This window comes from Streptomyces sp. NBC_00271, assembly GCF_036178845.1.
Taxonomy (GTDB): domain Bacteria; phylum Actinomycetota; class Actinomycetes; order Streptomycetales; family Streptomycetaceae; genus Streptomyces.
Genome location: NZ_CP108070.1, coordinates 2,955,615 through 2,979,391, shown reverse-complemented (window position 1 = coordinate 2,979,391; position 23,777 = coordinate 2,955,615). Strand labels below are relative to the sequence as shown.

Annotated in this window: 22 protein-coding genes and 6 tRNA genes; 19 read left to right on the top strand and 9 right to left on the bottom strand. The window is 71.5% G+C overall.

What is annotated here, in order from left to right; translation table 11 throughout:
* Positions 1–149: 149 nt before the first annotated feature.
* From OG798_RS14025 to OG798_RS13990, 8 genes are all read left to right on the top strand, one after another.
* A complete protein-coding gene (locus OG798_RS14025) occupies positions 150–1,184 on the top strand; it encodes a methionine ABC transporter ATP-binding protein (RefSeq protein WP_067365799.1) in 1,035 nt (344 codons plus the stop codon).
* Positions 1,181–1,918, top strand: coding sequence for a methionine ABC transporter permease (locus OG798_RS14020; RefSeq protein ID WP_095855741.1), 738 nt, complete (start codon positions 1,181–1,183; stop codon positions 1,916–1,918). The genes OG798_RS14025 and OG798_RS14020 overlap by 4 nt, the downstream gene beginning before the upstream one ends.
* A 98-nt stretch (positions 1,919–2,016) precedes the next feature.
* The gene (locus tag OG798_RS14015; RefSeq protein ID WP_075027598.1) at positions 2,017–2,847 is read left to right on the top strand and encodes a MetQ/NlpA family ABC transporter substrate-binding protein; all 831 of its coding nucleotides are present in this window, start codon (positions 2,017–2,019) and stop codon (positions 2,845–2,847) included.
* A 164-nt stretch (positions 2,848–3,011) separates the two neighbouring features.
* Entirely contained in the window at positions 3,012–3,650 is a 639-nt protein-coding gene (locus OG798_RS14010) for a GNAT family N-acetyltransferase (RefSeq protein WP_075027597.1), read from the top strand.
* A 175-nt stretch (positions 3,651–3,825) separates the two neighbouring features.
* Positions 3,826–5,037: a precorrin-6y C5,15-methyltransferase (decarboxylating) subunit CbiE gene (gene cbiE / locus OG798_RS14005; protein WP_095855742.1), complete on the top strand. Its 1,212-nt coding sequence runs from the start codon at positions 3,826–3,828 to the stop codon at positions 5,035–5,037.
* Positions 5,038–5,382: 345 nt separating this feature from the next.
* The gene (gene cobT / locus OG798_RS14000) at positions 5,383–9,210 is read left to right on the top strand and encodes a nicotinate-nucleotide--dimethylbenzimidazole phosphoribosyltransferase (RefSeq protein ID WP_328757104.1); all 3,828 of its coding nucleotides are present in this window, start codon (positions 5,383–5,385) and stop codon (positions 9,208–9,210) included.
* Between the two features lie 204 nt (positions 9,211–9,414).
* The gene (gene cobA / locus OG798_RS13995) at positions 9,415–10,659 is read left to right on the top strand and encodes a uroporphyrinogen-III C-methyltransferase (protein WP_097226419.1); all 1,245 of its coding nucleotides are present in this window, start codon (positions 9,415–9,417) and stop codon (positions 10,657–10,659) included.
* Between the two features lie 64 nt (positions 10,660–10,723).
* Entirely contained in the window at positions 10,724–11,542 is an 819-nt protein-coding gene (locus OG798_RS13990) for a TrmH family RNA methyltransferase (protein WP_060902351.1), read from the top strand.
* 92 nt (positions 11,543–11,634) lie between these two features.
* On the opposite strand, the gene OG798_RS13985 is transcribed toward OG798_RS13990, so the two are convergent.
* Positions 11,635–12,954: a serine/threonine-protein kinase gene (locus OG798_RS13985; protein ID WP_183127774.1), complete on the bottom strand. Its 1,320-nt coding sequence runs from the start codon at positions 12,952–12,954 to the stop codon at positions 11,635–11,637.
* A gap of 196 nt (positions 12,955–13,150) precedes the next feature.
* Here OG798_RS13985 and OG798_RS13980 point away from each other — a divergent pair, with 196 nt between their 5' ends.
* The 4 genes from OG798_RS13980 (at position 13,151) to OG798_RS13965 (ending at position 15,525) form a co-directional block, all read left to right on the top strand.
* Positions 13,151–13,426, top strand: a complete 276-nt coding sequence (locus tag OG798_RS13980) for a hypothetical protein (RefSeq protein WP_060902353.1) — start codon at positions 13,151–13,153, stop codon at positions 13,424–13,426.
* 199 nt (positions 13,427–13,625) lie between these two features.
* Positions 13,626–13,832, top strand: coding sequence for a hypothetical protein (locus OG798_RS13975; protein ID WP_054230606.1), 207 nt, complete (start codon positions 13,626–13,628; stop codon positions 13,830–13,832).
* 377 nt (positions 13,833–14,209) lie between these two features.
* Positions 14,210–15,148 carry a phosphotransferase family protein gene (locus tag OG798_RS13970; RefSeq protein ID WP_095855747.1) on the top strand — a complete coding sequence of 313 codons (939 nt, stop codon included), beginning with the start codon at positions 14,210–14,212 and terminating at the stop codon, positions 15,146–15,148.
* A gap of 74 nt (positions 15,149–15,222) precedes the next feature.
* Complete coding sequence (locus tag OG798_RS13965) at positions 15,223–15,525, top strand: TFIIB-type zinc ribbon-containing protein (RefSeq protein WP_095855748.1); 303 nt, start codon at positions 15,223–15,225, stop codon at positions 15,523–15,525.
* Between the two features lie 67 nt (positions 15,526–15,592).
* Here the strand turns inward: OG798_RS13965 and OG798_RS13960 are convergent.
* From OG798_RS13960 to OG798_RS13940, 5 genes are all read right to left on the bottom strand, one after another.
* Positions 15,593–15,667 (bottom strand) — tRNA-Val (locus OG798_RS13960).
* 38 nt (positions 15,668–15,705) lie between these two features.
* Positions 15,706–15,777 (bottom strand) — tRNA-Val (locus OG798_RS13955).
* A gap of 34 nt (positions 15,778–15,811) precedes the next feature.
* A tRNA-Val gene (locus OG798_RS13950) sits at positions 15,812–15,883 on the bottom strand.
* Between the two features lies 1 nt (position 15,884).
* A tRNA-Cys gene (locus OG798_RS13945) sits at positions 15,885–15,958 on the bottom strand.
* Between the two features lie 39 nt (positions 15,959–15,997).
* A tRNA-Gly gene (locus OG798_RS13940) sits at positions 15,998–16,070 on the bottom strand.
* 156 nt (positions 16,071–16,226) lie between these two features.
* On the opposite strand from OG798_RS13940, the gene OG798_RS13935 reads away from it, so the two are divergent.
* The 3 genes from OG798_RS13935 (at position 16,227) to OG798_RS13925 (ending at position 19,009) form a co-directional block, all read left to right on the top strand.
* Entirely contained in the window at positions 16,227–17,276 is a 1,050-nt protein-coding gene (locus tag OG798_RS13935) for a chorismate-binding protein (protein WP_267061310.1), read from the top strand.
* Position 17,277: 1 nt separating this feature from the next.
* The gene (locus tag OG798_RS13930; RefSeq protein ID WP_267061309.1) at positions 17,278–18,099 is read left to right on the top strand and encodes an aminotransferase class IV; all 822 of its coding nucleotides are present in this window, start codon (positions 17,278–17,280) and stop codon (positions 18,097–18,099) included.
* Positions 18,100–18,184: 85 nt separating this feature from the next.
* Complete coding sequence (locus tag OG798_RS13925; protein WP_097226423.1) at positions 18,185–19,009, top strand: GNAT family N-acetyltransferase; 825 nt, start codon at positions 18,185–18,187, stop codon at positions 19,007–19,009.
* Between the two features lie 21 nt (positions 19,010–19,030).
* On the opposite strand, the gene OG798_RS13920 is transcribed toward OG798_RS13925, so the two are convergent.
* Complete coding sequence (locus OG798_RS13920) at positions 19,031–19,549, bottom strand: DsbA family protein (RefSeq protein WP_095855752.1); 519 nt, start codon at positions 19,547–19,549, stop codon at positions 19,031–19,033.
* Positions 19,550–19,720: 171 nt separating this feature from the next.
* Between OG798_RS13920 and OG798_RS13915 the strand changes: the two genes are divergently transcribed.
* Positions 19,721–20,167, top strand: a complete 447-nt coding sequence (locus OG798_RS13915; RefSeq protein WP_095855753.1) for a hypothetical protein — start codon at positions 19,721–19,723, stop codon at positions 20,165–20,167.
* Positions 20,168–20,311: 144 nt separating this feature from the next.
* A complete protein-coding gene (locus OG798_RS13910; RefSeq protein WP_168490065.1) occupies positions 20,312–20,464 on the top strand; it encodes a hypothetical protein in 153 nt (50 codons plus the stop codon).
* A 67-nt stretch (positions 20,465–20,531) separates the two neighbouring features.
* Here OG798_RS13910 and OG798_RS13905 read toward each other — a convergent pair whose 3' ends face one another.
* Together OG798_RS13905 and OG798_RS13900 are read right to left on the bottom strand one after the other, a co-directional pair.
* A complete protein-coding gene (locus OG798_RS13905; protein WP_328757099.1) occupies positions 20,532–21,089 on the bottom strand; it encodes a CGNR zinc finger domain-containing protein in 558 nt (185 codons plus the stop codon).
* 555 nt (positions 21,090–21,644) lie between these two features.
* Complete coding sequence (locus OG798_RS13900) at positions 21,645–22,058, bottom strand: SsgA family sporulation/cell division regulator (RefSeq protein WP_003959770.1); 414 nt, start codon at positions 22,056–22,058, stop codon at positions 21,645–21,647.
* A 191-nt stretch (positions 22,059–22,249) separates the two neighbouring features.
* Here OG798_RS13900 and OG798_RS13895 point away from each other — a divergent pair, with 191 nt between their 5' ends.
* Positions 22,250–22,684, top strand: a complete 435-nt coding sequence (locus OG798_RS13895) for a TIGR02611 family protein (RefSeq protein WP_095855755.1) — start codon at positions 22,250–22,252, stop codon at positions 22,682–22,684.
* 81 nt (positions 22,685–22,765) lie between these two features.
* Positions 22,766–22,840 (top strand) — tRNA-Val (locus OG798_RS13890).
* Positions 22,841–23,777 lie beyond the last annotated feature (937 nt).

The window sequence follows — 23,777 nt, the reverse complement described above, 5'->3', positions numbered from 1 at the left end:
CGTACGTGAGCGGCGCTGCCCCGCGCGCATGTTCTCCCCGGATTCATCCGGTTCCATCGCCACCGCGAGAACCGTGTCGCGTTCCCGACCGAATGCACCCGTGCCGGCGCACACCCGCGCCCCGCACTCGACAGTGACGGAAACCCCCAGTGATCACGACAACGGGCCTCACCAAGGTCTACCGCTCGCGCGGCCGTGAAGTGACCGCCCTCGACGGCGTCGATCTGCACGTACGCGAAGGCGAGGTGTACGGCGTCATCGGCCAGTCCGGCGCCGGCAAGTCCTCCCTCATCCGCTGCGTCAACCTCCTGGAGCGTCCCACCGCCGGCACGGTCACCGTCGCCGGACAGGACCTCACCGCGCTCGTCGGCCGAGGCCCGCGCGCGGGCAAGGAACTCCGCCAGGCCCGCAGCCGTATCGGCATGGTCTTCCAGCACTTCAACCTGCTGTCCTCGCGCACCGTGCAGGACAACGTCGAGCTGCCGCTCGAAATCCTTGGCCTGTCGGGGAAGGAACGATCCTCCAAGGCGCTCGGGCTGCTCGACCTGGTCGGTCTCTCCGACAAGGCCAAGGCCTACCCGGCCCAGCTCTCCGGCGGCCAGAAGCAGCGCGTCGGCATCGCCCGCGCCCTGGCCGGCGACCCCAAGGTGCTGCTCTCCGACGAGGCCACCAGCGCCCTCGACCCCGAGACCACCCGCTCCATCCTCCAGCTGCTGCGCGACCTGAACCGGCAGCTGGGCCTGACCGTCCTGCTCATCACCCACGAGATGGACGTCGTCAAGACGATCTGCGACTCGGCCGCGCTCATGGAGAAGGGCCGCATCGTCGAGTCCGGCACCGTCAGCGAGCTGCTCGCGACCCCCGGTTCCGAACTCGCCGGGGCGCTCTTCCCGGTGAGCGGCGAACCGTCCGGCGACGACCGCACCGTCATCGACGTCACCTTCCACGGCGAGGCCGCCACCCAGCCCGTCATCTCGCAGCTCTCGCGCACGTACAACATCGACATCTCGATCCTCGGCGCCGCGATGGACACCGTCGCCGGCAAGCAGGTCGGCCGGATGCGCATCGAACTGCCCGGCCGCTACGAGGAGAACGTCGTGCCGATCGGATTCCTGCGCGAGCAGGGCCTGCAGATCGACATCCAGGGCCAGCAGCCCGTGCTCGTGAAGGACGGTGCCAAGTGACCTGGTCGGAGATGCAGCCCCTGCTGTCCCAGGCGTGTTGGGACACGCTCTACATGGTCGGCTGGTCCACGCTGATCGCGATCGTCGGCGGTCTGCCGCTCGGCGTTCTGCTCGTCCTGACCGACCGCGGCGGACTCCTGCAGAACGTCGTCGTGAACAAGGTCATCGGGCAGGTCGTGAACATCGCCCGCTCGCTGCCGTTCATCATCCTGATGGTCGCTCTGATGAACTTCACGCGCACGATCACGGGAACGACCATCGGACGCGAGGCGGCGATCGTGCCGCTCGCCGTCGGCGCGATCCCCTTCTTCGCGCGCCTGGTCGAGACGGCGGTCCGCGAAGTGGACGGCGGTCTCGTCGAGGCCGTGCAGTCGATGGGCGGCAACACCTGGACCGTCGTGCGCAAGGTGCTCGTACCGGAGTCGCTGCCGTCGCTGATCTCCTCCGCGACCACCACGATCGTCGCCCTCATCGGCTACTCCGCGATGGCCGGCACCGTCGGCGCCGGCGGGCTCGGCGACATCGCCATCCGCTACGGCTACCAGCGCTTCGAGACCGGACTGATGTGGATCACCGTGGCGATCCTCGCGGTCGTCATCTCCCTCATCCAGTTCGCCGGCGACTACGCGGCCCGCACCCTGCACCGGCGCGGCGGCCACTCCGGCGCCGCCCCGAAGCTGCGGCTGCTGAAGGCCAAGGAGCCCGCCACCGCGGAGGTCGGCAAGGTCGCCTGACCGCCCGAACACCCCCTCCGCTTCTCTCCCCCCACCCGCAGATTTCCCCGTAACCACCCACCACGGGGTCGTTCCACCCTTAAGGAAAGGCACTTTTCGTGCGTAACACCGCCAAGATCACCACCGCAGTCCTCGCCGCCGGAGCCCTCACCCTCGGCCTCTCCGCCTGCGGCTCGGACAAGAGCAGCAGCGCCTCCGACACCAGCGGTCCGCTGGTCGTCGCCGCGAGCCCCACCCCGCATGCCGAGATCCTCGACTACATCAAGGACAACCTGGCCAAGAAGGCCGGCCTCGACCTGCAGGTCAAGGAGTTCACGGACTACGTCACGCCGAACACGGCGACCGAGGACGGGTCCGTCGGCGCCAACTACTTCCAGAACCAGCCGTACCTCGACGACTTCAACAAGAAGAACGGCACCCACATCGTGCCCGTCGTCACGGTCCACCTGGAACCGCTCGGTCTCTACTCCCACAAGATCAAGAAGACCGACGAGCTCAAGAGCGGTGCGACGGTCGCCGTCCCGAACGACACGGTCAACGAGGCACGGGCGCTCAAGCTGCTCGCCTCCAAGGGGCTCATCACGCTCAAGGACGGCGCGGGCAACAGCGCGACCACCCAGGACATCGCGAAGAACCCGAAGAACCTCAAGTTCAAGGAGTTGGAGGCGGCCCAGACCCCGCGCTCCCTGGACGACGTCGACGCCGCGGTGATCAACGGCAACTACGCCATCTCGTCCGGCCTCAAGCCGGCCAAGGACGCGCTCTTCCTGGAGTCCGCGACGAACAACCCCTACGGCAACTTCCTCGCCGTCAAGAAGGGCAACGAGAGCGACCCGCGGGTGAAGAAGCTCGCCAAGCTCCTGACCTCGCCCGAGGTCAAGAAGTTCATCGAGGACAAGTACGCCGGTTCCGTCATCCCGTCGTTCTAGTTCCGGTCATCCCGTCGTTCTCCTCGGGTCACCGCACGGGGTCCACTCCATCACTCGGAGTGGACCCCGTGGTGCAGTTCGGTGGCCTCATGCTGCATGCTGGGCAGTTCAGCGGGCCCGAAGGATCCGAGGGCCCGACGTCCCCGACGGTTACGGAGCGGCGCATGACCAGCACCTTCCCCGACATCTCCATCAGCACGGAGCGGTTGGTCCTGCGTGCGCTCGACGAGGACGACGTCCCCTCCCTGGCCGCGATGATGAACGACGAGCAGGTCGGGGCCTGGACCGACGTGCCCCAGCCCTACACCGAGGACGCGGCCCGCACCTGGATCACCGAGTACGCGCCCACCGAACGAACGGCGGGCCGGGGACTCGACCTCGCCGTCACAGAGTTCCTCACCCAGCGCCTGGTCGGCATCGTGCAACTCGCCAAGACCAACTGGCATGTGCGCTCCACCGAACTGTCGTACGTCATCGCCCCCTGGGCCCGCGGCGAGGGCTACGCCTCCGAGGCGGCGCTCGCCACCGCCCAATGGCTCTTCCGCGACCAGAAGTTCGAGCGCATCGAACTGCGCACGGCGGCCGACAACACCGCCTCCCAGCAGGTCGCCCAGAAGATCGGCTGCATCAGCGAGGGCGTCCTGCGCAACGCCTGTATAGCGCACACCCGCACCGAGGACGGCCGCTGGGTGGACCTGCGCACCGACTTCATCGTCTGGAGCCTCCTCCCGGAGGACCTCGACGGAGTCGGCGACCAGCTCGCCGACACGGGTGGTTTCACGTCGTTCTCCGACTGGAACTGAACCGGCGGGATTCCCCGCGCCGAATCCGGGGGACGTCCCGCACCGCGCCGGGAAGAACCGCTCCCACCCGGCAGCGACCTGCGCGGCCGCACCCAGCAAGACCAGGTACCCTCACGGAGCCCGCCCGCGGGCTGCCCACCGACGACCTGCGAAAACCTTCTGGAGACTGACGACGATGGCCGATCGGGTCACGGTGATCGGCTGGGACGGCTCGCCCTTGACCGCCGCGGCGCGCTCCGCCCTCGGCGCGGCCACCCTGGTGGCCGGAGCGGCGCACCACCTGGCGCTCCCCGAGGTACCCCGGGCCGCCGAACGCATCCGCCTCGGCAGCGTCTCCCTCGCCGCCCGCCGCATCGCGGGCCACCGCGGCAGCGCCGTCGTCCTCGCCGACGGCGACCCCGGCTTCTTCGGAGTCGTACGCACCCTGCGTGCCCCCGAGTTCGGCCTGGAGGTCGAAGTCGTGCCCGCCGTCTCCTCGGTCGCCGCCGCCTTCGCCCGCGCCGGCATGCCCTGGGACGACGCACAGGTGGTCGTGGCGCACCGCCGCACCCTGCGCCGCGCGGTGAACGTCTGCCGCGCCCACACCAAGGTCGCCGTCCTCACCTCGCCAGGCGCCGGCCCCGCCGAACTCGGTCTGCTCCTCGAAGGAGTCCACCGCACCTTCGTCATCTGCGAGGAACTCGGCACCGCGAGCGAGCGGGTCACCATCCTCACCTCCGACAAGGCCGCCGACCACACCTGGCGCGACCCCAACGTCGTCATCGTCATCGGCGGTTTCGTGGCCGCGGCCGAGGACGGCGGCTGGATCGCCGGACGCGACCCGGGCACCGGACCGCGCGGCTGGGCGCTGCCCGCCCAGGCGTACGGCGGCGCACTGGGCGAAGGCGAAACGGATCTGCTGCGCGCCGCCCAACTCGCCCGGCTGGGCCCGCGCGTCGGAGACCTCGTGTGGGACATCGGCTCCGGCAGCGGCGCCTTCGCCACCGAGGCGGCGCGCACCGGCGCGGCGGTCATCGCCGTCGACCGCAACCCCGGCTCCTGCGCCCGCACCGAGGACTCAGCGCGCCGCTACGGCGTCCAGATGCAGATCGTGCACGGCACCGCGCCGCACATCCTGGAGAACCTCCCCGAACCCGATGTCGTACGCGTCGGCGGCGGGGGAGTGCAGGTCGTCTCGGCCGTCGCCGACCGCCGTCCGCAGCGCATCGTGACGCACGCGGCGACCCGCGACGCGGCCGAACTCGTGGGACGTGATCTCAGCGAGCACGGATATCAGGTCGAATGCGCCCTCATTCAGTCCGTCGAACTCGACACAAGAGCCTGGACGGAGACCGAGCGGAGCGTCGCGTTCCTGCTCACAGGCCGTCTGCCCGATCGCAACCCGTGATCCTGTTGTCGTACTGCGCGCGGTAGGCTGGCCGATCGTTGTACCGCTCCAGGGCGATCGGCCTTTCGTAGGCCAATGTCCGGAAAACGCGCCCGTTTTGAGGCGTGTGTGGTACGGCAGAACCTGAGGACGCGCAACGTGGCGCAGTCCACAGCGGGCCGTCGCGGATCAAGCTGTCGCGAGGGTCGGACGACCGGGACAATGCCTGTTAATGGCTTTGTCGTCTTTGTTTGCCGGTCGTTCGTGCCGCTGGGCACGCACGCTCGTTCTTCACTGCGGGGCGGTCGGTGCGCCGTTCCGGGCGAGCAGGACTTGGAAGCACTAACCGATGGGCGAGGGGTACGCATGACCGACACCGGCCAGGTCCCGGGCGAGGGACTGCCGGAGAACGCAGGCATGGTGGAGCAGCCGGGCGTCTCCGCCCCGGGCGCGTACACCTTCCTCGACCCCTCCGAGAACCCCGCCGAGGACGACGACCTGCTTCTCATGCCGGGCGCACAGGGAGCGTGGGGCAACGAGGTGGCCCCGCCGCCCCCGCAGCCCCTCGTCGAGGAGCAGCCTCTCGTCCATGAGCCGGGTCCGCATGAGACGGCCGGCCGGGACAGCGGTTCGCTCGACCTCAGTGGCGTCCGCGTACCCGGCCCCGCGGCCACCCCGCAGCCGACGGCGCCGCGCCGTCCGCTGCACCTCGGGCCGCCGACTCCGGACGGCTCCGCGAGCCCGGTGCGCTCGCTCGCCGACCGCGGCCCCGCCGCCGCGCCCATGGCCACCCCGATGAACCCCGTGACTCCGCCAACTCCGGTACGGCACGCGGGTCCCCCGACGACCGGTCCCGAGTACCTCGACGTATCGCAGCTCTCCGAGATCCCGCCGCAGGGCGCGGTGCCGTGGGGAGCGCCGTCGGTGGGTCCCGAGGGGACGGCAGCAGAAACGGTCGTCCCGTCGGCCGTCCAGGGCCCCGAGGCCGGAGCGGTCGCCGAGGCGCTGACGGTGCCGGAGGCGGCGCCGGTCGCGGAGGCCGCCGAGCCCGCGGAATTCGCCCCGGTTCCCCAGGCCGCGGAAGCGGTCGAGGTGGTCGAGGCTCAGGGATTCGCGCAGGTGCCCCAGGCTCCGGAGACCGGCCACATGCCCGAGGCGTCGGAGGGTCACTTCGTCCAGCAGGCGGTGGAGGTCGCGCCGAGCCCCGAGGCCGGGCCGAGCTTTGAGGCGGGGCCGAGCTTCGAGGTGGCGCCGGGCCCTGAGGCCGAGCCGAGCCTTGAGGCGGCTGCGGGCCCTGAGGCCGAGCCCGCGCCGGACGGCTTCCCGGCCCCCGAGGACCCGACGGCCGCCGCCGCTTCGACACCTTTCCCGGTCGCCCAGGACCTCCCGCACCTGACCCCGACCGCGGACGACTCCGCCGGGCACCTCGCCGACACCCCGGCACGGGTTTCCGAGGCGGGGGAGCCCTTGGCGACCGAGCAGGTGCTCGAGCCCGCGCAGGACCCGCAGTCGACGCCCGCGGCCGAGCCGCAGGCCACCGAACAGGCCCCCCAACTCGCGGACCAGGCCACCCACCTCGCCGAGTCCGTCGCCCACCCGGTGGACCAGGCGCCCCGGTTCCCGGCTCAGGCCGCTCGGTTCCCGGAAGCAGGTGTCCACACTCCGGAACTCGTGGTCCAGTTGGCGGACACGGGCGTGGAGCCCGCGTCCCTCGCGGAGGCCCCGCAGCCCGAGTTCGCCCCGGAACCCCTCGTGGTGTCCGCCGCCCACGCCGCCGCCGAGGCCCAGGCGCAGGTGGCGCACGCCGCGGACGACTCGTACGGACAGGCACTCCCCGGCGTCGAGGCCTTCCCGGTCCAGGCCGCGCAGTTCGCGGCCCCCGCCGAGGCCCACGCCGCGTTCGCCGAGGCCGGTGCCGGTGTACCGGTCGGCGTCGCCGCCCACGCACAGGCGCCGCACGCGGCCACGAACCAGTCGCACGGTGAGCACCGCCCCGGCGACACGGCAGGCGCACCCGGATTCCAGGGCGCCCCTCTGGACTCCGCCGCGGACCAGTCTTTCGGCCAGTTCGTGCCCGTCGAGGGCACGGTGCCGACGACCCCGCACCTGGCCCCGACCCCGCCGCACGCCATGACCGTGCCGCCGCTGCCCACGGCGGAGCGGCCCCCGGTCGAAGAGCCTCCCGTCGAAGAGCCCCCGGCGATGGCGGAAGCGGTGGCGGTGGAGAGCCAGGAGGCTCCCCTCGCCCCTCTCGCCGAGGCGGAGCCCGCCATCGAGGAGCGGCCCGTCGCCCCGGTTCCCGCGCCCCGCGAGGCCGAAGCCGAGACACCCCCCGTACCGGAGCCGTTCGAGGCGGACCCGGAGCCCGTAGTAGTCGCACAGCAAGCGGACGACCTGGACACCCAGGTCGCCGACCAGGAAGAGAGCACGGCCGCAGTGGAAGACGTACGAGAGTCCACCGGCCCCGCGGCCCCCGGCTACGACGACGCCGAGCGCGAGGCCGTGCTGCGCGTGATGCGCGAGCGCCGCGACATCCGCAACGGCTTCCGCAGCGACCCGATCCCGCACGACGTGCTGCTGCGGGTCCTCGAGGCCGCGCACACCGCGCCGTCCGTGGGCCACTCCCAGCCCTGGGACTTCGTCGTCATCCGCTCCGCCGAGACCCGGCGCACGATGCACGAACTGGCCGCCCGTCAGCGCGAGGCGTACGCCAAGTCGCTGCCCAAGGGGCGCGCGAAGCAGTTCAAGGAACTGAAGATCGAGGCCATCCTCGACACCCCGGTGAACATCGTCGTCACCGCCGACCCGACCCGCGGCGGCCGTCACACCCTGGGCCGTCACACCCAGCCCCAGATGGCCCCCTACTCCTCCGCGCTCGCGGTCCAGAACCTGTGGCTCGCGGCCCGCGCCGAGGGCCTCGGCGTCGGCTGGGTCAGCTTCTTCGACGAGCGCGAGATGGTCCGCGCCCTCGGCCTGCCCGAGCACCTGGACGTGGTGGCGTACCTCTGCGTCGGCTATGTCGACGAGTTCCCCGAGGAGCCGGAGCTGATGCAGGCCGGCTGGTCCAAGCGCCGCCCGCTGTCCTGGGTCGTGCACGAGGAGACGTACGGCCGTCGCGCGCTGCCCGGTGAGGAGCCGCACGACCTGCTCGCCGAGACGGTCTCCAACATCCGCCCGCTGGACGCCAAGGCGCTCGGTGAGGCGTGGGAGCGCCAGAAGCGGATGACCAAGCCCGCGGGCGCGCTCGGCATGCTGGAGATCATCTCCGCGCAGCTGTCCGGCCTGTCCCGGATGTGCCCGCCGCCGATCCCGGAGCCCGCCGCCGTCGCGATCTTCGCGGGCGACCACGGTGTGCACGCCCAGGGCGTCACCCCCTGGCCGCAGGAGGTCACCGGCCAGATGGTGGCCAACTTCCTGGGCGGCGGCGCGGTCTGCAACGCCTTCGCCAACCAGGTGGGTGCCGAGGTCTGCGTCGTCGACGTGGGTGTCGCCTCCGACCTCCCCGCGACCCCGGGTCTCCTCCCGCGCAAGGTCCGCGCGGGCACCGCCGACATGACGACCGGGCCCGCGATGACCCGCGAAGAGGTCACGGCCGCCATCGAGGTGGGCATCGAGACGGCCCGCGACCTCGTGGCGGCCGGCAACAAGGCCTTGCTGACCGGCGAGATGGGCATCGCCAACACGACGGCGTCGGCGGCCCTGATCTCCGTCTTCACGGACAGCGACCCGTCCGAGGTGACGGGCCGCGGCACCGGCATCAACGACGAGACCCTCGCCCGCAAGACCGAGGTCGTGCGCCGCGCCATCGAACTGCACCAGCCGGACCCGGCCGACCCCATCGGGGTCCTCGCCGCGATCGGCGGCCTCGAACACGCCGCCATGGTCGGCCTGCTCCTCGGTGGCGCCTCCCTGCGTACGCCGGTGATCCTGGACGGCGTCAGCGCCGGTGCCGCCGCCCTCGTGGCCCGCGCCATCGCCCCCGAGGTCCTCGCGGCGTGCATCGCGGGTCACCGCAGCGCCGAGCCCGGCCACGTCGCCGCCCTGAACAAGCTGGGCCTGCGCCCCCTGATCGACCTGGACCTGCGCCTAGGCGAGGGCACAGGCGCCCTGTTGGCGCTGCCGGTGGTCCAGAGCGCGGCGAGGGCGATGCACGAGGTGGCGACGTTCGACTCCGCAGGGGTCACCGAGAAGTAGACCGACGACGCACCCGTTCGTGCGGGCGTTCGGGGGCGCAGCCCCCACGCGGCGGAGCCGCACCGTGTCACTGCCGGACGGGACGGGGCGGGCTGGGGGAAGGAGCCCCTCCCGCCCCCGCCGTATCGTGGACCCGCACTCAAAACAGCACGTCAAGGCCGCTCCAGCCGAGCGCAGCGGCCCCGTACGAGGAGCCGCACCGCCATGGCCGAAAACCCCGCCTACCCTGTAGGCCTCCGCCTCACCGGTCGCCGCGTAGTCGTCCTCGGCGGCGGCCAGGTCGCCCAGCGCCGCCTTCCGGCGCTCATCGCGTCAGGCGCGGACATCCACCTCGTGTCACCCGAGGCCACCCCCTCCGTCGAGGCGATGGCGGACGCGGGCGAGATCACCTGGACGAAGCGCCCGTACGAGGACGGCGACCTCGCCGACGCCTGGTACGCCCTGATCGCGACCAGTGACCGGCAGGCGAACACGGACGCCTCCGCGGAGGCGGAGCGCCACCGCGTCTGGTGCGTCCGCTCCGACGACGCCGACGCGGCGACCGCCTGGACCCCGGCCACCGGGCACAGCGAGGGCGTCACGGTCGCCGTCCTCACCACGAACGCCAAGGGCCGCGACCCGCGCCACACCGCCGCGATCCGCGACGCGGTGGTCGAGGGTCTGCGCGACGGGACCCTCGTGGCACCCCACCACCGCACCCGCACCCCGGGTGTCGCCCTGGTCGGCGGCGGCCCCGGCGACCCCGACCTGATCACGGTCCGCGGCCGGCGACTGCTCGCCGAGGCCGATGTGGTCATCGCCGACCGCCTCGGTCCGCGCGACCTGCTCGCCGAACTCCCGCCGCACGTCGAGGTGATCGACGCGGCGAAGATCCCCTACGGCCGCTACATGGCCCAGGAGGCCATCAACAACGCGCTCATCGAGCACGCGAAGCAGGGCAAGTCGGTCGTCCGGCTCAAGGGCGGCGACCCGTTCGTCTTCGGCCGCGGCATGGAGGAGGCCCAGGCGCTCGCCGAGGCGGGCATCGCCTGCACGGTCGTCCCCGGCATCTCCAGTTCGATCTCGGTGCCGGGTGCGGCCGGTATCCCGGTCACCCACCGCGGTGTCGCACATGAGTTCACCGTGGTCAGTGGTCATGTCGCCCCTGACGACGAGCGATCCCTCGTCGACTGGCCGGCCCTCGCCCGGCTGCGCGGCACGCTCGTCGTCCTCATGGGCGTCGACAAGATCGGCCGGATCGCCGAGACGCTGACCGCGCACGGCAAGCCGGCCGACACCCCGGTCGCCCTGGTCCAGGAAGGCACGACCGCCGCCCAGCGCCGCGTCGATGCGACCCTGGCCACGGTCGCCGAGACCGTACGCGCCGAGGACGTGAAGCCCCCGGCGGTGATCGTCATCGGCGAGGTCGTGAACGTGGGTGTGCACAGCCCGCTGAACGCTTCCGAGTAACCACCGGTAACCCAACCCGTGCCCAGCCGTTGGCACCGCACCCAGGACAAGGCAGTATCACCCTGTGGCCGATCTCATCACCGTTGAGAACCCCGACGACCCGCGTCTGCGTGACTACACGGGCCTGACCGACGTGGAGCTGCGCCGCAAGCGCGAACCCGTCGAGGGCCTGTTCATCGCCGAGGGCGAGAAGGTCATCAGACGCGCCAAGGACGCCGGGTACGAGATGCGCTCGATGCTCCTGTCCGCCAAGTGGGTCGACGTCATGCGCGATGTCATCGACGAGCTCCCGGCCCCGGTGTACGCGGTCAGCCCGGAGCTCGCCGAACAGGTGACCGGCTACCACGTGCACCGCGGCGCGCTCGCGTCCATGCAGCGCAAGCCGCTGCCGACGGCCGAGGAACTCCTGCGGTCCGCGCGCCGGGTGGTCGTCATGGAGGCGGTCAACGACCACACCAACATCGGCGCGATCTTCCGCTCCGCCGCGGCACTCGGCATGGACGCGGTCCTGCTCTCCCCGGACTGCGCGGACCCGCTCTACCGCCGCTCCGTGAAGGTCTCGATGGGCGCGGTCTTCTCGGTCCCGTACGCCCGTCTCGAGACCTGGCCCAAGGGCCTGGAGACGGTTCGCGACGCCGGCTTCAACCTGCTCGCCCTCACCCCGGACGAGAAGGCGAGGTCCCTGGACGAGGCGGCCCCGCACCGGATGGACCGGGTCGCGCTGATGCTGGGCGCGGAGGGCGACGGCCTGTCCACGAAGGCCCTGATGGCGGCGGACGAATGGGTCCGCATCCCGATGGCCCACGGCGTCGACTCGCTCAACGTCGGCGCGGCGGCCGCGGTCGCCTTCTACGCGGTCGCAACGGGCCGCCCCCAGCTCTAGGCCCTGTCGTTTGGATCAGGCCTGGGCCGCGCCCGGGTCTGGCGGCGATCAAGCCCCGTCACCTGAAACGACCTGATCCAAACGACAGGCCCCTAGAAACTGTCCAGTCGGCCCCGGTACTGCTCGGCCATCGGATCGCCGGGCGCTGGCGCGTACGACGACTGCCCCTGTCGTACGTCCTCGCGCGTGCCCCCGTCGTCCAGCCCGCGTGCCGGCCCCTGGCAGCCCTGCGCCGCCGCGATGCCCAGCGCGACGAGCAGCGTCACCACGACGAACACGAAGAGCCGCTGACGCAGCAGTCGCGGATTGGCCGGCCGCCGCCCGGTCCCCGTGGTCCGGGGGGCGGGACGCCCGGCGCCGCTGCGGGGCGCGGGCCTGCTGCCGGAGCGTCCGGTACCCCGGGCGGGCGCCGGTCGCGCACCCGACTGTGGCGGCCGCGAGCCCCCGTTGGTGCCGCCCGTGCGCGGCGGCGGTGTGCCCTGCGGGCGGCGCTGGGTGGGCTGCTCGGCGTACTGCTCGGCCAGGCGCCCCGTCGGCCGGTCGGGATCATTGCGCTGCGCGGGCGGGCGGACATCCGCCATGCCCTGCGCCTCGCGGGCCGCGATCTCCTTGAGCCGCAGGGAGAGTTGGAGCGTGCTGGGACGCTCCTCGGGGTCCTTGGCCAGACACGCGCGGACGAGCGGAGCCAACGCGTCCGGAACGCCGTGCAGCTGCGGTTCCTCGTGCACCACTCGGTACAGCATCACCTCGGAACTGCCGTGTCCGAAGGGGGAGTCGTTGGTCGCCGCGTACGCCAGCGTGGCGCCGAGCGCGAACACGTCGGTGGCCGGGGTGACGGCGGCGCCGCGCACCTGCTCGGGCGCGAGGAACCCGGGCGAGCCGACCGCCGTACCGACGTGCGTCAGGGTGCTCGCCCCCGTCGCCCAGGCGATGCCGAAGTCGATGATCCGCGGCCCCTTCGGGGACAGCAGGATGTTGGACGGCTTGAGGTCCCGGTGCACGACACCGGCCTCGTGCACGGCGACGAGCCCCTCGGAGAGCGCGGCCCCGACGGCGGCCACGTCGGCGGCCGACATCGGGCCCTCCTCGGCGACCTTGTCGTGCAGCGAGGGCCCCGGCACGTACTGCGTGGCGAACCACGGCCGGTCCGCCTCGAGATCGGCGGCCACGAGCCGCGCCGTGCACCCGCCCCTGATCCGCCGGGCCGCCGAGACCTCGCGGGCGAACCGTGACCGGAACTCCTGATCCTCCGCCAGATCCGGTCGGATCACCTTCAGCGCGACCCGCTGACCACGGCGGTCGGAGCCCAGGTAGACCACGCCCATTCCACCCGCGCCGAGCCGCCTGTGAAGCCTGAACGAGCCGACGACACGCGGGTCCTCGCGCCTCAGGCGCATCATCGCCATGTCCATCCCCGCTGCCCGGTCCGTTTGACGAGCCACAGCTTACGTTTCCCCGGCCGGGTGCGCGCAGAGGCCGCGCCCTCACGGTCCGATCGATTGTCAGTGCCGGGTGGGAAACTTGAAAGACGGTCAGGGAATGTGAGAACAGGGCTGCTTTGGGCTGCCCGTGATCCCAACCGTCCGTCGCAGAAGGGGGATTGAACCTGTGAAGGGTGATCGCGTGGAGATAGTCGTGGACGCCGGGGACACGACGCGTACGTACGAGGTGGTGGCGAGCAGGGCGGGTCGCAGAGTGGAGACCGCGGTGCGCCGGGGGGTGGTGGAAGTGAGCGAAGTCACCCGAAGCGGATCAGTGGTGCGCACCGCCCGCTTCATGGCGACCCGGGTGCTGGCGCTGGTCGAGCAGCCGGTGCCGAGGGAGGACAGCTCGGAACAGTCCGGGCACACCGGACGCCCCCTCCGGGAAGACCCTGAGACCTAGGTCCTCATCTCCACCCAGGGGAGTACACCGCAGGTCATCGCTCATCCTCCGGGAGGCCCGGCAATCGGTACGAGGGCATGACGACCGATCGCCGCCGCGCCCATAGATTTGAGGTCAAGCGGCGGGTGCAGCACTCGTCCCCCGAGGTCAGACACCCGCCGCTGCCAAACCACATAGATGCTCGGTCAGGAGAGGGACCATGGCCCACACGGCACCGCGGACGGCGATCCGCACAGGACGCAAGGCGTACAGCGCCGCGTTCCGCCCGCGTCGTCAGGGTCAGCGCCACCCCTTGGTGGCGACAGCGATGGTCCTTCCTCTGGCGGCCCTGCTCGTAGTCGTCTTCGGCGGCTGGGACGCAGTGGTCACACAAGCGTCGTCCGTGGGCGTGATGCTGGGGCGCTGAGCGGCGCCCCAGGCCCGGAAGAGCGGTCCGGGCGGGGACATCCGGCCATGAAACCCCGTGGGGACGGGGGTGCGGCGGACGGCACAAATGCCCGCGCAGCTGGGGAGCTGCGCGGGCATTGTTTTGCCCTGACGCGAGGGCGGGCCTGTTTCCCTGATTGCGACAGGACGAGGCCGTTCAGGCCGATGGGGCACCGGGGCGCAGCCCCGTGCCCCAGGGGCGCGGGGAACTGCGCGACCGGCCCCCACCCACCCGCACCCGACGAACCCACCCGGGGTCTGGGGGCGGAGCCCCAGGAACGGGAGGGGACGGCTAGGGACCCCGGGGACGGAGAACGTACGCTCGCGAGGTACCGACCGCACACCCCAGGGGGCCCCGTGACCGCAGACGTGCTTCCCGCCCTGACCGCCGGGGCGCGCACCGCGGCCCACCCCGCCGACACCCCCTGCGCACACCACGACTCCGTCCTCGCCGACCGCCACGACGGCACCGTCGTCCGCCACGGCGACACCGTGGCCAAGGCCCACGCCCCCGGCACGGACCCCGTCGAACTCTCCCCCCGTCTCGAGCTCGCCGCACACCCCGCCCTCACCGGCATCCTCCTCGCCCCGCTCCGCCCGAAGCCCGTCGACCTCCACGGCCGCCTGGTCACCTTCTGGCCGTACGGCACCCCGGTCGACCCGCAGACCCCCGAGGCCGCTCCCTGGGAGGCCGCCGCGACCCTGCTGGCCCGCCTCCACCGGACCCCCGCGCCGGACGGCCTGCCACCCATGCGGGGCCCCGCCAAGGCGGCCCGGGCGATCGCCCGGCTGCGGACGGCGGGTCCGCATCCGGCCACCACCCCGGTGCTGCGCGCCTGGGCGGCCCTGCCCGCCTGGGCCCGCGCCGAGGCCCCCATGCCGCCCGCGGGGACCCTCTGTCACGGAGACCTGCACCTCGGCCAGCTCGTCCGCCACCCCGCGCCGAACGGCCCCTGGCTCCTCATCGATGTGGACGACCTCGGCGTGGGCGTCCCGACCTGGGACCTGGCCCGCCCGGCCGCCTGGTACGCCTGCGGCCTGCTCCCGCCCGACGAGTGGACCCGCTTCCTGACCGCCTACCAACGGGCCGGCGGCCCGGCCGTACCCGCCGACGGCGATCCCTGGCCCGCCCTGGACGTGGCGGCCCGCGCCCTCACCGTGCAGACCGCGGCCCTGGCGATCGCCAAGTCCGTGGGGGAGGAGCGCCCCTTGGACGAGGTGCAGCAGGCCGTGATCGACGCCTGTGACCGAATGGGAGCCGTCCCGCCCGAGTTGGCGCCCGGCTCGACGGCGTAGGGTGCAACCGTTCGAGGCAGGACAGTGTCTGTCCTGGTGGAAGCGGTACCGAACGGCAAGGAGTTGAGCCGAGCATGCAGTGTCCGAAGTGCCATGCGCCGATGCACACGTACAACCGCAATGGCGTCCAGATCGAGCAGTGCAGCGGCTGCCGCGGGATATTTCTGGACTACGGCGAGCTGGAGGCGCTGACGCGCGTGGAGTCCCAGTGGTCGCAGCCCGCGCCGCCCCCGTCCGCCCCGCAGGCCTACCCCTCGGCGCCCGCGCCCGCGTGGGGCGCCCCACAGCACGGCGGACACGGAGGCGGCCATGGCGGCGGTCACTACGGCGGTCACCACCGCCACAAGAGCTTCGGCCACATGCTCTTCTCCTCCTGAGCACGACCGGAGGAACGACCTGACACGACGAAGCCCCCGACCGTACGAGACGGCCGGGGGCTTCGGCTGGTGCGCGATACTGGGATTGAACCAGTGACCTCTTCCGTGTCAGGGAAGCGCTCTCCCGCTGAGCTAATCGCGCAGGTGAACCTGCACATGGTGCGGGTGGTGCGTACTGCGTGCGCGATACTGGGATTGAACCAGTGACCTCTTCCGTGTCAGGGAAGCGCTCTCCCGCTGAGCTAATCGCGCGGGGATCCAGATGGATCGGGTCCTTGCGGACCAGTGGACGATACTGGGATTGAACCAGTGACCTCTTCCGTGTCAGGGAAGCGCTCTCCCGCTGAGCTAATCGTCCTTGGAGGTGGAGACGGGATTTGAACCCGTGTAGACGGCTTTGCAGGCCGTTGCCTCGCCTCTCGGCCACTCCACCAGAAGTGTGGGGGTTCGGGATGATCCCCCTCTTCCTGCGAGCGGACGACCAGGTTCGAACTGGCGACCTCAACCTTGGCAAGGTTGCGCTCTACCAACTGAGCTACGTCCGCGTGTCGTTTCCGTTCGGCTTGCGCGTCCCGGCGACGTGTTGAACTCTAGCGGATTCCCGGGCCAGCACAAAAACGCGTTTGCGCAGCGTGCTGCGGTCTGTCCGGCAAAGGACACGGTCACGGCACCCGCAGGTCACCCGACCTAGACTCGACTGCGTGCTCGACCTCCCTCCTCTCGCCCGTTTCGGTGGCCTCGTCGCGACCGGTCTCCTCGACGTCACCAGCGACCCCGCGGCCCTGGACTCGGCCGGTTTCTGGGCCGTCGCGGCCGACTTCGAGGGCAGCCTGATCTGCGCCCGCTTCGCCGACGTACGCACCGAACCCGTGCCCGCCCCCGCCCCCGGGCAGTGGCAGGGACCCACCCCCGGTGACTGGACGTCCTCCCTCGACCACGCCGCGTACACCGCCGGCGTACGCCGCATCCGCGCCCACATAGCGGCCGGCGAGGTCTACCAGGCCAACCTCTGCCGCGTCCTGTCCGCACCCCTCGCTCCCGACGCCGACATCGACGCCCTCACCGCGCTGCTGGCCCGCGGCAACCCCGCCCCCTACGCGGGAACGATCCGACTGCCCCGCCACGGGGTCGAGATCGCCACCGCCTCCCCCGAACTCTTCCTGCGCCGCACCGGCCCCGTCATCGAATCCGGCCCCATCAAAGGCACCGGACGCACCGAGGCCGACCTCCTCGACAAGGACCACGCCGAGAACGTCATGATCGTGGACCTCGTACGCAACGACCTCGGCCGCGTCTGTGCCACCGGCACCGTCACCGTCCCCGACCTGTGCGTCGTCGAAAAGCACCCCGGGCTCGTCCACCTCGTCTCGACCGTCCGCGGCCACCTGCGCGCCGACACCGGCTGGCCAGAACTGCTGGCCGCCGCGTTCCCGCCCGGCTCCGTCACCGGCGCCCCCAAAACCAGCGCCCTGACCATCATCGAGGCCCTGGAGACCGCACCCCGCGGCCCCTACTGCGGCGGCATCGGCTGGGTCGACGCCGACCGCGCCACCGCACAGCTCGCCGTCGGCATCCGCACCTTCTGGACCGACCGCGCCGAAGGCGTCCTGCGTTTCGGCACGGGCGCCGGCATCACCTGGGGCTCCGACCCCGAAAGGGAATGGCAGGAGACCGAGCTGAAGGCCGCCAGGCTGCTCGGGGTAGCGTCGGGGCAGTACGGAGACGCGTACGAAAGTGGAAGGACTCTCTGACGTGAAGATCTGGCTCGACGGCGGTCTGCAGGACATGGAGTCCGCCCGCGTCTCCGTCTTCGATCACGGGCTGACCGTGGGTGACGGCATTTTCGAGACCGTGAAGGCGGTGGAGGGGCGGCCGTTCGCGTTGACCCGCCACCTCGACCGGCTGGTCCGCTCGGCGCGCGGCCTGGGGCTGCCCGCACCCGACCTCGACGAGGTGCGCCGCGCCTGCGTCGCCGTCCTGGACGCCAACCCGATGCCGCTCGGCCGACTGCGGATCACATACACCGGTGGCTACGGCCCGCTCGGGTCCGACCGCGGCGAACACGGACCGACCCTGCTCGTCGCCCTCGGCGAGTCCACCCGCCGCCCCGACTCCACCGCCGTGATCACGGTGCCCTGGACCCGTAACGAGCGCGGCGCCCTCACCGGCCTCAAGACCACCTCGTACGCCGAGAACGTCGTCGCCCTGGCCCGCGCGCGCGAACAGGGCGCGAGCGAGGCGCTGTTCGCCAACACGGTCGGGCAGCTGTGCGAGGGCACGGGGTCCAACGTCTTCGTCGTCCTCGACGGCGAGATCCACACCCCGCCCGTCGCCTCCGGCTGTCTCGCCGGCATCACGCGCGCGCTCGCCGTCGAGTGGACCGACGCCAGGGAGACCGATCTTCCGCTGGATGTCCTGGAGCATGCGGACGAGGTCTTCCTGACGTCCACGCTGCGGGACGTGCAGGGGGTGCACCGGGTCGACGGGCGCCAACTCCCGGGCGCGCCGGGCCCGGTGACAGCCAAGGCCATGCGGGTCTTCGAGGAGCGGGCCGGAAACGACCTCGACCCGTAGAGGTCGCGCGTGGCACGTCGGCGCGCAAGAACGATGACGGCAAAACAGGATGACGACGGGGCACGGGACGGGTAGAACACCCCTGATGACCACCACCCTGCGGCCGACCGAGCCGCTTCAGCGCGGAGCCGACGGGGCGCTGTCCCGCCGCTACAAGGTGTGCGTGAACAGTCGTCCCGTGGGCGGGATCCACCTCTCCACGCATCCGGAGTACGGCCCCACCGTGGCCCGAGTCGGGGAGCTGTACGTCGAGGAACCCGACCGTGGGCGGGGCCGGGGCACGGTGGCCGTGCTCGCGGCCGAGGAGGTGGCCCGCGGCTGGGGCTGCAAGCGCGTCGAGACGTCGGTGCCCGGGGACGCGGACCGTGTGCTCCGGCTCGCCACGACGCTCGGGTACGTCCTGAGCAACCGCGTCATGACGAAGCCCTTGGACGGCCCCGGCCCCGAACTGCCGGTCGGCAGTGTCGCCCGGCCCATGACCGAGGCCGAGTACGTGCCCTGGCTGGCGAAGGAGCGCGAAGGGTTCGCCGACTCGCAGATCGAGCGGGGCGTGCCCGAGGCCGAGGCGTACCGCAAGACGGACCAGGGGCTCGCCCGGTTCCTGCCGGACGGACTGGCCAGCGAGAACACGGTGCTCAGCGTCCTGGAACACGAGGGGACCCCGGTCGGCACGCTGTGGCTGGGCCTGTGGCCCGACGCGGCGTTCGTGCTCGGGGTCGAGACCGACCCCGAGCACCGGGGCCGCGGTCATGGGCGCACCCTGATGCTGCTGGCCGAGGCCCGGGCGGTGGCCGGCGGGAAAAACCGCGTCGGCCTCAACGTGTTCGCGGGGAACACCCCGGCGGAGAAGCTGTACGAGTCACTCGGCTATACGACGAGCGAGTACCACCTCTACAAGAACCTGCTCTGAACCACTTCGCGAGTACGAGGACTACGCGCCCTCGGCCAGCAGCCGGTCGGCGATCTCCTCGATGCGCTCGCGCAGGCCCTTCTGGCTCTTGCCGCCGTCGAGCCGCTCGCCGCCGATGACGTACGTCGGGGTGCCGGTCACGCCGATGGCCTTGCCCTCGGCCTGGTCGGCGTCGACGATCAGGATGTGCCGGCCGTCGATCAGGGCGGTGTCGAACTCCTCGGCGTCCAGACCGAGTTCGCGGGCCACCTCGATCAGGAAGGGCTCGCCCTTGCGGTCCAGTTCCTCGACACGGTCGAGGACCGCCTCGACGTACGGCCAGGACCGGCCCTGCTCCGTGGCCTCCTCGGCGGCCTGCGCGGCGGCGAAGGCGTGCTTGTGCTTCTCCAGCGGGAAGTGCCGCAGCCGCAGCTCCAGACGGTCGCCGTAGCGGGCGCGCAGCGCGCGCAGGTCGGCGAGGGCGCTGCGACAGTCGGGGCACTGGAGTTCGCACCAGACGTCCAGGACGGCGGTGGCGCGGGCTGCGGAGGAGTCGTTCATGGCACTCAGTCTCCCAGCCCTGCCGACGGCGCCCCAACCGGGACCTGGGGAGGACCCCGACCCGGAGATGTCCCTGAGGTACGCCCGGAGCATGGCATATCGGGCGTGGGGCGGTGCAGGATGGAAGGGACGAACCGACCCGCTCTGGCGAGCCCTGCCCTGGAGGACCGGATGATTGCCGAGACTGTCTGTTCCGCCGTCTCCGCGGCCGGCCTCGGCATCGCCGCGGTGACGGCCTACCGCAAGCGGTTCCTCTCCGCCGCCCGCATCGCCGCCTACTCGCTGGTGCCGGTCGGCCTGGTGATGACCGGAGTCGTCGGCTGGCTGGCCGACACCGCCTTCAGCCCCACGGCGTGGGCGGGCTTCGGTGTGCTGGGCGTGGCCTGGCTGCTGTTCATGACCACGCGGGCGGTGGAGCGGCGTGGCGGCGGGACCCGTAAGGAACGCAAGGCGGCCGCCCGGGCCGCCCAGCGGGAGGCGGTGGCCCCCGCGGCCTCGGCGCCCTCGCTGAGCCAGGGCTCCCGTCCGGCCGCCCGGCCCGCGACGACGCCTCGGGCCGCGGGTTCCGACGACGACTTCAGCGACATCGAGGCCATCTTGAAGAAGCGCGGCATATGACGGGCTGAAACGACACAGAGGATCATGGGAGAGCGCGGAAACGATCACGTTCGTGCCTGCTCATCGCGGATATTGGCGAACTCCCGGTCATTCCGGGCGTGTTGATCGCGGAGCGGGTCGTGGCTGCGTCATCATCGCCGCGAGATGCTGGACACAACACAGAGCGACACCGCCGCCCCTCCCGAGGAGCCGCGGGGTTGTCTCTACGCGCTTTCCCAGCCACCGCTGATGATCTTCCTTGCGGTGATCGGCTGTCTGCTGCTCATGGCTTCGCTGCACGACCTGCTGCTGCTCTGAGCCGTACACGGAGCCCCTGGCGTCACCCGCCGAGGGCTCCGTCAGCCCGCCGCGCGTCCAGCGTCCGTCAGCCCGCCGCTTCCTTGCGGCGCGCCCGGTACGCCGCCACATGAAGCCGGTTTCCGCAGGTCCGGCTGTCGCAGTAGCGGCGCGAGCGGTTCCGGGAGAGATCCACGAAGGCGTGCCGGCAGTCCGGGGCCTCGCAGCGCCGCAGCCGGTCCTGCTCTCCGGCGACCACGAAGAACGCCAGCGCCATCCCGCAGTCGGCCGCGAGGTGGTCGGCGACGGAGGCACCCGGCGCGAAGTAGTGCACGTGCCAGTCGTAGCCGTCGTGGTCGGTGAGCCGGGGCGTGGTGCCCGCGACGGCGACCAGCTCGTTGATGAGGCCCGCGGCGGTACGGGGGTCGTCGGCGGCGAAGACTCCGGCGAACCGGCTGCGGACCTCGCGTACGGCCGCGAGGTCCTGCTCCGACAGCACGCCGACATCACTGATCCCGTGTCTTCGTACGAAACCGTCGAGGGCCGCGACATCCGCGAGCCCGTCCGGCGTGTCGTTCTCCGCCGCGGTATTCACCAGGTCCACCACGGCGTCGAGGGAGCGCCGGGTGTCGTGGGTGATGAGCACGTTTTGCTCCCTGGCCTGGGGGTCGGGCGGGCGCCCTCCGATGCTGGCCGATCGTAGTGGCTTCCTGGCGTGGGGGAGCGGGGGTGGTCGATGTGCACGCGGTCGGCCACGACCCCGGGCCAGTTCACGGGCCGGTCACGGGCCGGTTCACGGGCTCCGAACGGCACTCTGGACACCTCCGAAACGGCCTCGGCCCCTGTCCGGTCCGGCGCTGAGCCCGGTGGGCCGCGTGAGTCCGCCTGGCGTGCCCCGCCCGGCCTGTCGGCCCGACTCAACCCAGCGCCCGCCCCGTGCCCCGGGCGGCGCCGTGATCGGCTCTCATCGGCTCCCATCGGCGTCCCGGCCCGGGCAGGGCAGGAAGGCCCGCCCCGGCCACGCGCGGCGGCGCTGGGGCCGTCGAGGCCTGCCGTCGACCACGCGCACCGGCGCCGCCCCCGCGGGAGTCCGCGGCGACGGCGCCGGTGTTCGTGCCCTTGCGGTTGTGCCCATTGCAGATGTTTAGGCCCGAGCCGTCTCCCCGAGTGGACGGCGCCGGGCGGCTCTATGGGGGTCTCGTCAGCTCTCGGCCAGGATGTGTGAGAGCTCCGTGTCGAGATCGAAATGCCGGTGTTCCGTGCCGGGGGGCACGGCGGCGTCCGTTCGCTTCAGGAACGATTCCAGGGCCCGCGCCGGGGCTTCCAGCAGGGCCTCGCCCTCCGGGGAGCTCAGGGCGATGCATACGACGCCCTGGCCATGGCTCCGGGACGGCCAGACTCGGACGTCGCCGGTACCGGTGGGCCGATGCAGGCCCTCGGCGAGGAGGTCGCGGGCGAACACCCACTCGACGGTTTCCTCGGCTCCGGTGTGGAAGGTGGCGTGCACGGCGTAGGGATCGGCCGTGTCATACCGCAGTCCTGCGGGTACAGGCAGTGAGGACTCGCTCGACACAACGAGGCGCAGGTGCAGCTCGCAGCTGACCGTGGTGTTCATAAGCGCCAGGGCCTTTCGCTCAGTGTGCGCTCGGGGATTCGCACGTCGGCGAAATCGACATGCCACCTACGGTGCCGTTGTAAACCCCTCTGAGTGTTTTGCGTGTCTTTACGTAACTCTTCCGGCCGAGAGCACGTTCGTCGGATAGGGCCATTCCGGTGACTGGTTTCTCTCCGGTAGGGTTTGGCCGTATGAATACGGGGAGTGACGAGCCGGGCGAGGTCGCCACGGCCGAGGGTGAGACGAAGATCGAGGGGCCGCTCGGATCGCGGGCGCCGGAATTCATCAAGGCCCGCCGTGCGCTGCATCTGAGCTGGCAGGTGGGTGTTTTCGTGGTGGGGCTCGCGGTGGTCGGCGCGGGCGTGATCATGCTTCCGCTGCCGGGTCCCGGCTGGCTGGTGATCTTCGGCGGCATGGCGATCTGGGCGACCGAGTTCGTCTGGGCGCAGCTCGTGCTCCGCTGGACGAAGCGCAAGGTCACGGAGGCGACACAGCGGGCACTCGACCCGAAGGTGCGGCGCCGCAACATCATCCTCACGAGTGTCGGTGTCGTCATCGTCGCGGCCCTTGGTGGTGTCTACCTCTGGAAGTTCGGCGTTCAGATGCCGTGGAACATCCAGGAATGACCGACGGGTGAAGGTCCCTCCTGGAGGCTCCTTGGCTGGTCGGAGCCACCCCTGACATGGGGTAATGTTCTCCCTGCGCCCGGGCGATTAGCTCAGCGGGAGAGCGCTTCGTTCACACCGAAGAGGTCACTGGTTCGATCCCAGTATCGCCCACCAGTACGACAGGCGACCCAGTTCCACGCACCACGTGGGCAGGGTCGCCTTCGTCATTTCCGCACCGCCCCGCGGGGGCAGGAGAGCGCGTCACGGCAGCGACGGGCCGCACTCCGTGCCAGTGGCGGAGCCGGTAGCGGTCCCCGTGCGGGCGTCGGGATCGGAGCTGGAGTCACGGTCGCCGCCGCCATCGGAATCGACGCCGGCGCCCCCGCGCGGACCCGGCCCCGCCCACACCTCCGATCTCCCTCCCGCACACGGACTCCGGGCGAGCGGTAAACCTCTCCCAGGCCGCTGACCTCGGTAGATGCCCGTTCCCTCGGGGGGCGCCCGACCCGATCTCCGCCCGCACCGGTGGTGCCCCGTCATGTGGTCCAGACATGTGGACCACGCGGCTCCGCCAGCCCGTCCGGCGCCGGGCACGTTGCATGCAGTGCCCTGCGAAGTCTTGAACTCCGCATCGCGGGCCCCCACGCCGATCCGCCGACCAGGGCGAACACCGGACCAGCCCGAGCCAGCCCCCGTCGGTACGCGCACAACCCGCCCGTCGGAACACCCCACCCAGGCCCATCCAGACCTACCAGGGCCCGTCCAGGCCCCCGAGCCCCCGAAACCCACCCCCTGCCCACCTCCCCACCCCCCACCAACCCCACCCGCACGTAGGCCAGTTCGACCACCGCCCCCTAGTGAAACCACACCCCCCAACCCCCTCACTCTCGGTCCACCCACCCCTCCTCCGCTGCCGCCACGCCCCTCGCATCCCACCCGCGCGGCAGTTGTTTTCGGCCCGGCCCCGCGCTCGCCCGACCCGTCGTTTTCTGTTCGACACCCCGACCGCACGCCCCGGACCTGCACATTCAGGCACCCCGGCGGGGGCGGCGCCCCCAACACCCGTCGCCACGCGGCCGAACCGCGTCACATCAATTCCTGTCCGAATCAT

What these genes read in the sequence shown, in the direction of transcription:
- OG798_RS14010 (WP_075027597.1), top strand. Translation starts at nt 3,012, where the DNA reads ATGACCAGCACCTTCCCCGACATCTCCATCAGCACGGAGCGGTTGGTC.
- cbiE (WP_095855742.1), top strand. Translation starts at nt 3,826, where the DNA reads ATGGCCGATCGGGTCACGGTGATCGGCTGGGACGGCTCGCCCTTGACC.
- cobT (WP_328757104.1), top strand. Translation starts at nt 5,383, where the DNA reads ATGACCGACACCGGCCAGGTCCCGGGCGAGGGACTGCCGGAGAACGCA.
- cobA (WP_097226419.1), top strand. Translation starts at nt 9,415, where the DNA reads ATGGCCGAAAACCCCGCCTACCCTGTAGGCCTCCGCCTCACCGGTCGC.
- OG798_RS13985 (WP_183127774.1), bottom strand. Translation starts at nt 12,954, where the DNA reads ATGGACATGGCGATGATGCGCCTGAGGCGCGAGGACCCGCGTGTCGTC.
- OG798_RS13975 (WP_054230606.1), top strand. Translation starts at nt 13,626, where the DNA reads ATGGCCCACACGGCACCGCGGACGGCGATCCGCACAGGACGCAAGGCG.
- OG798_RS13965 (WP_095855748.1), top strand. Translation starts at nt 15,223, where the DNA reads ATGCAGTGTCCGAAGTGCCATGCGCCGATGCACACGTACAACCGCAAT.
- OG798_RS13925 (WP_097226423.1), top strand. Translation starts at nt 18,185, where the DNA reads ATGACCACCACCCTGCGGCCGACCGAGCCGCTTCAGCGCGGAGCCGAC.
- OG798_RS13920 (WP_095855752.1), bottom strand. Translation starts at nt 19,549, where the DNA reads ATGAACGACTCCTCCGCAGCCCGCGCCACCGCCGTCCTGGACGTCTGG.
- OG798_RS13915 (WP_095855753.1), top strand. Translation starts at nt 19,721, where the DNA reads ATGATTGCCGAGACTGTCTGTTCCGCCGTCTCCGCGGCCGGCCTCGGC.
- OG798_RS13910 (WP_168490065.1), top strand. Translation starts at nt 20,312, where the DNA reads ATGCTGGACACAACACAGAGCGACACCGCCGCCCCTCCCGAGGAGCCG.
- OG798_RS13900 (WP_003959770.1), bottom strand. Translation starts at nt 22,058, where the DNA reads ATGAACACCACGGTCAGCTGCGAGCTGCACCTGCGCCTCGTTGTGTCG.
- OG798_RS13895 (WP_095855755.1), top strand. Translation starts at nt 22,250, where the DNA reads ATGAATACGGGGAGTGACGAGCCGGGCGAGGTCGCCACGGCCGAGGGT.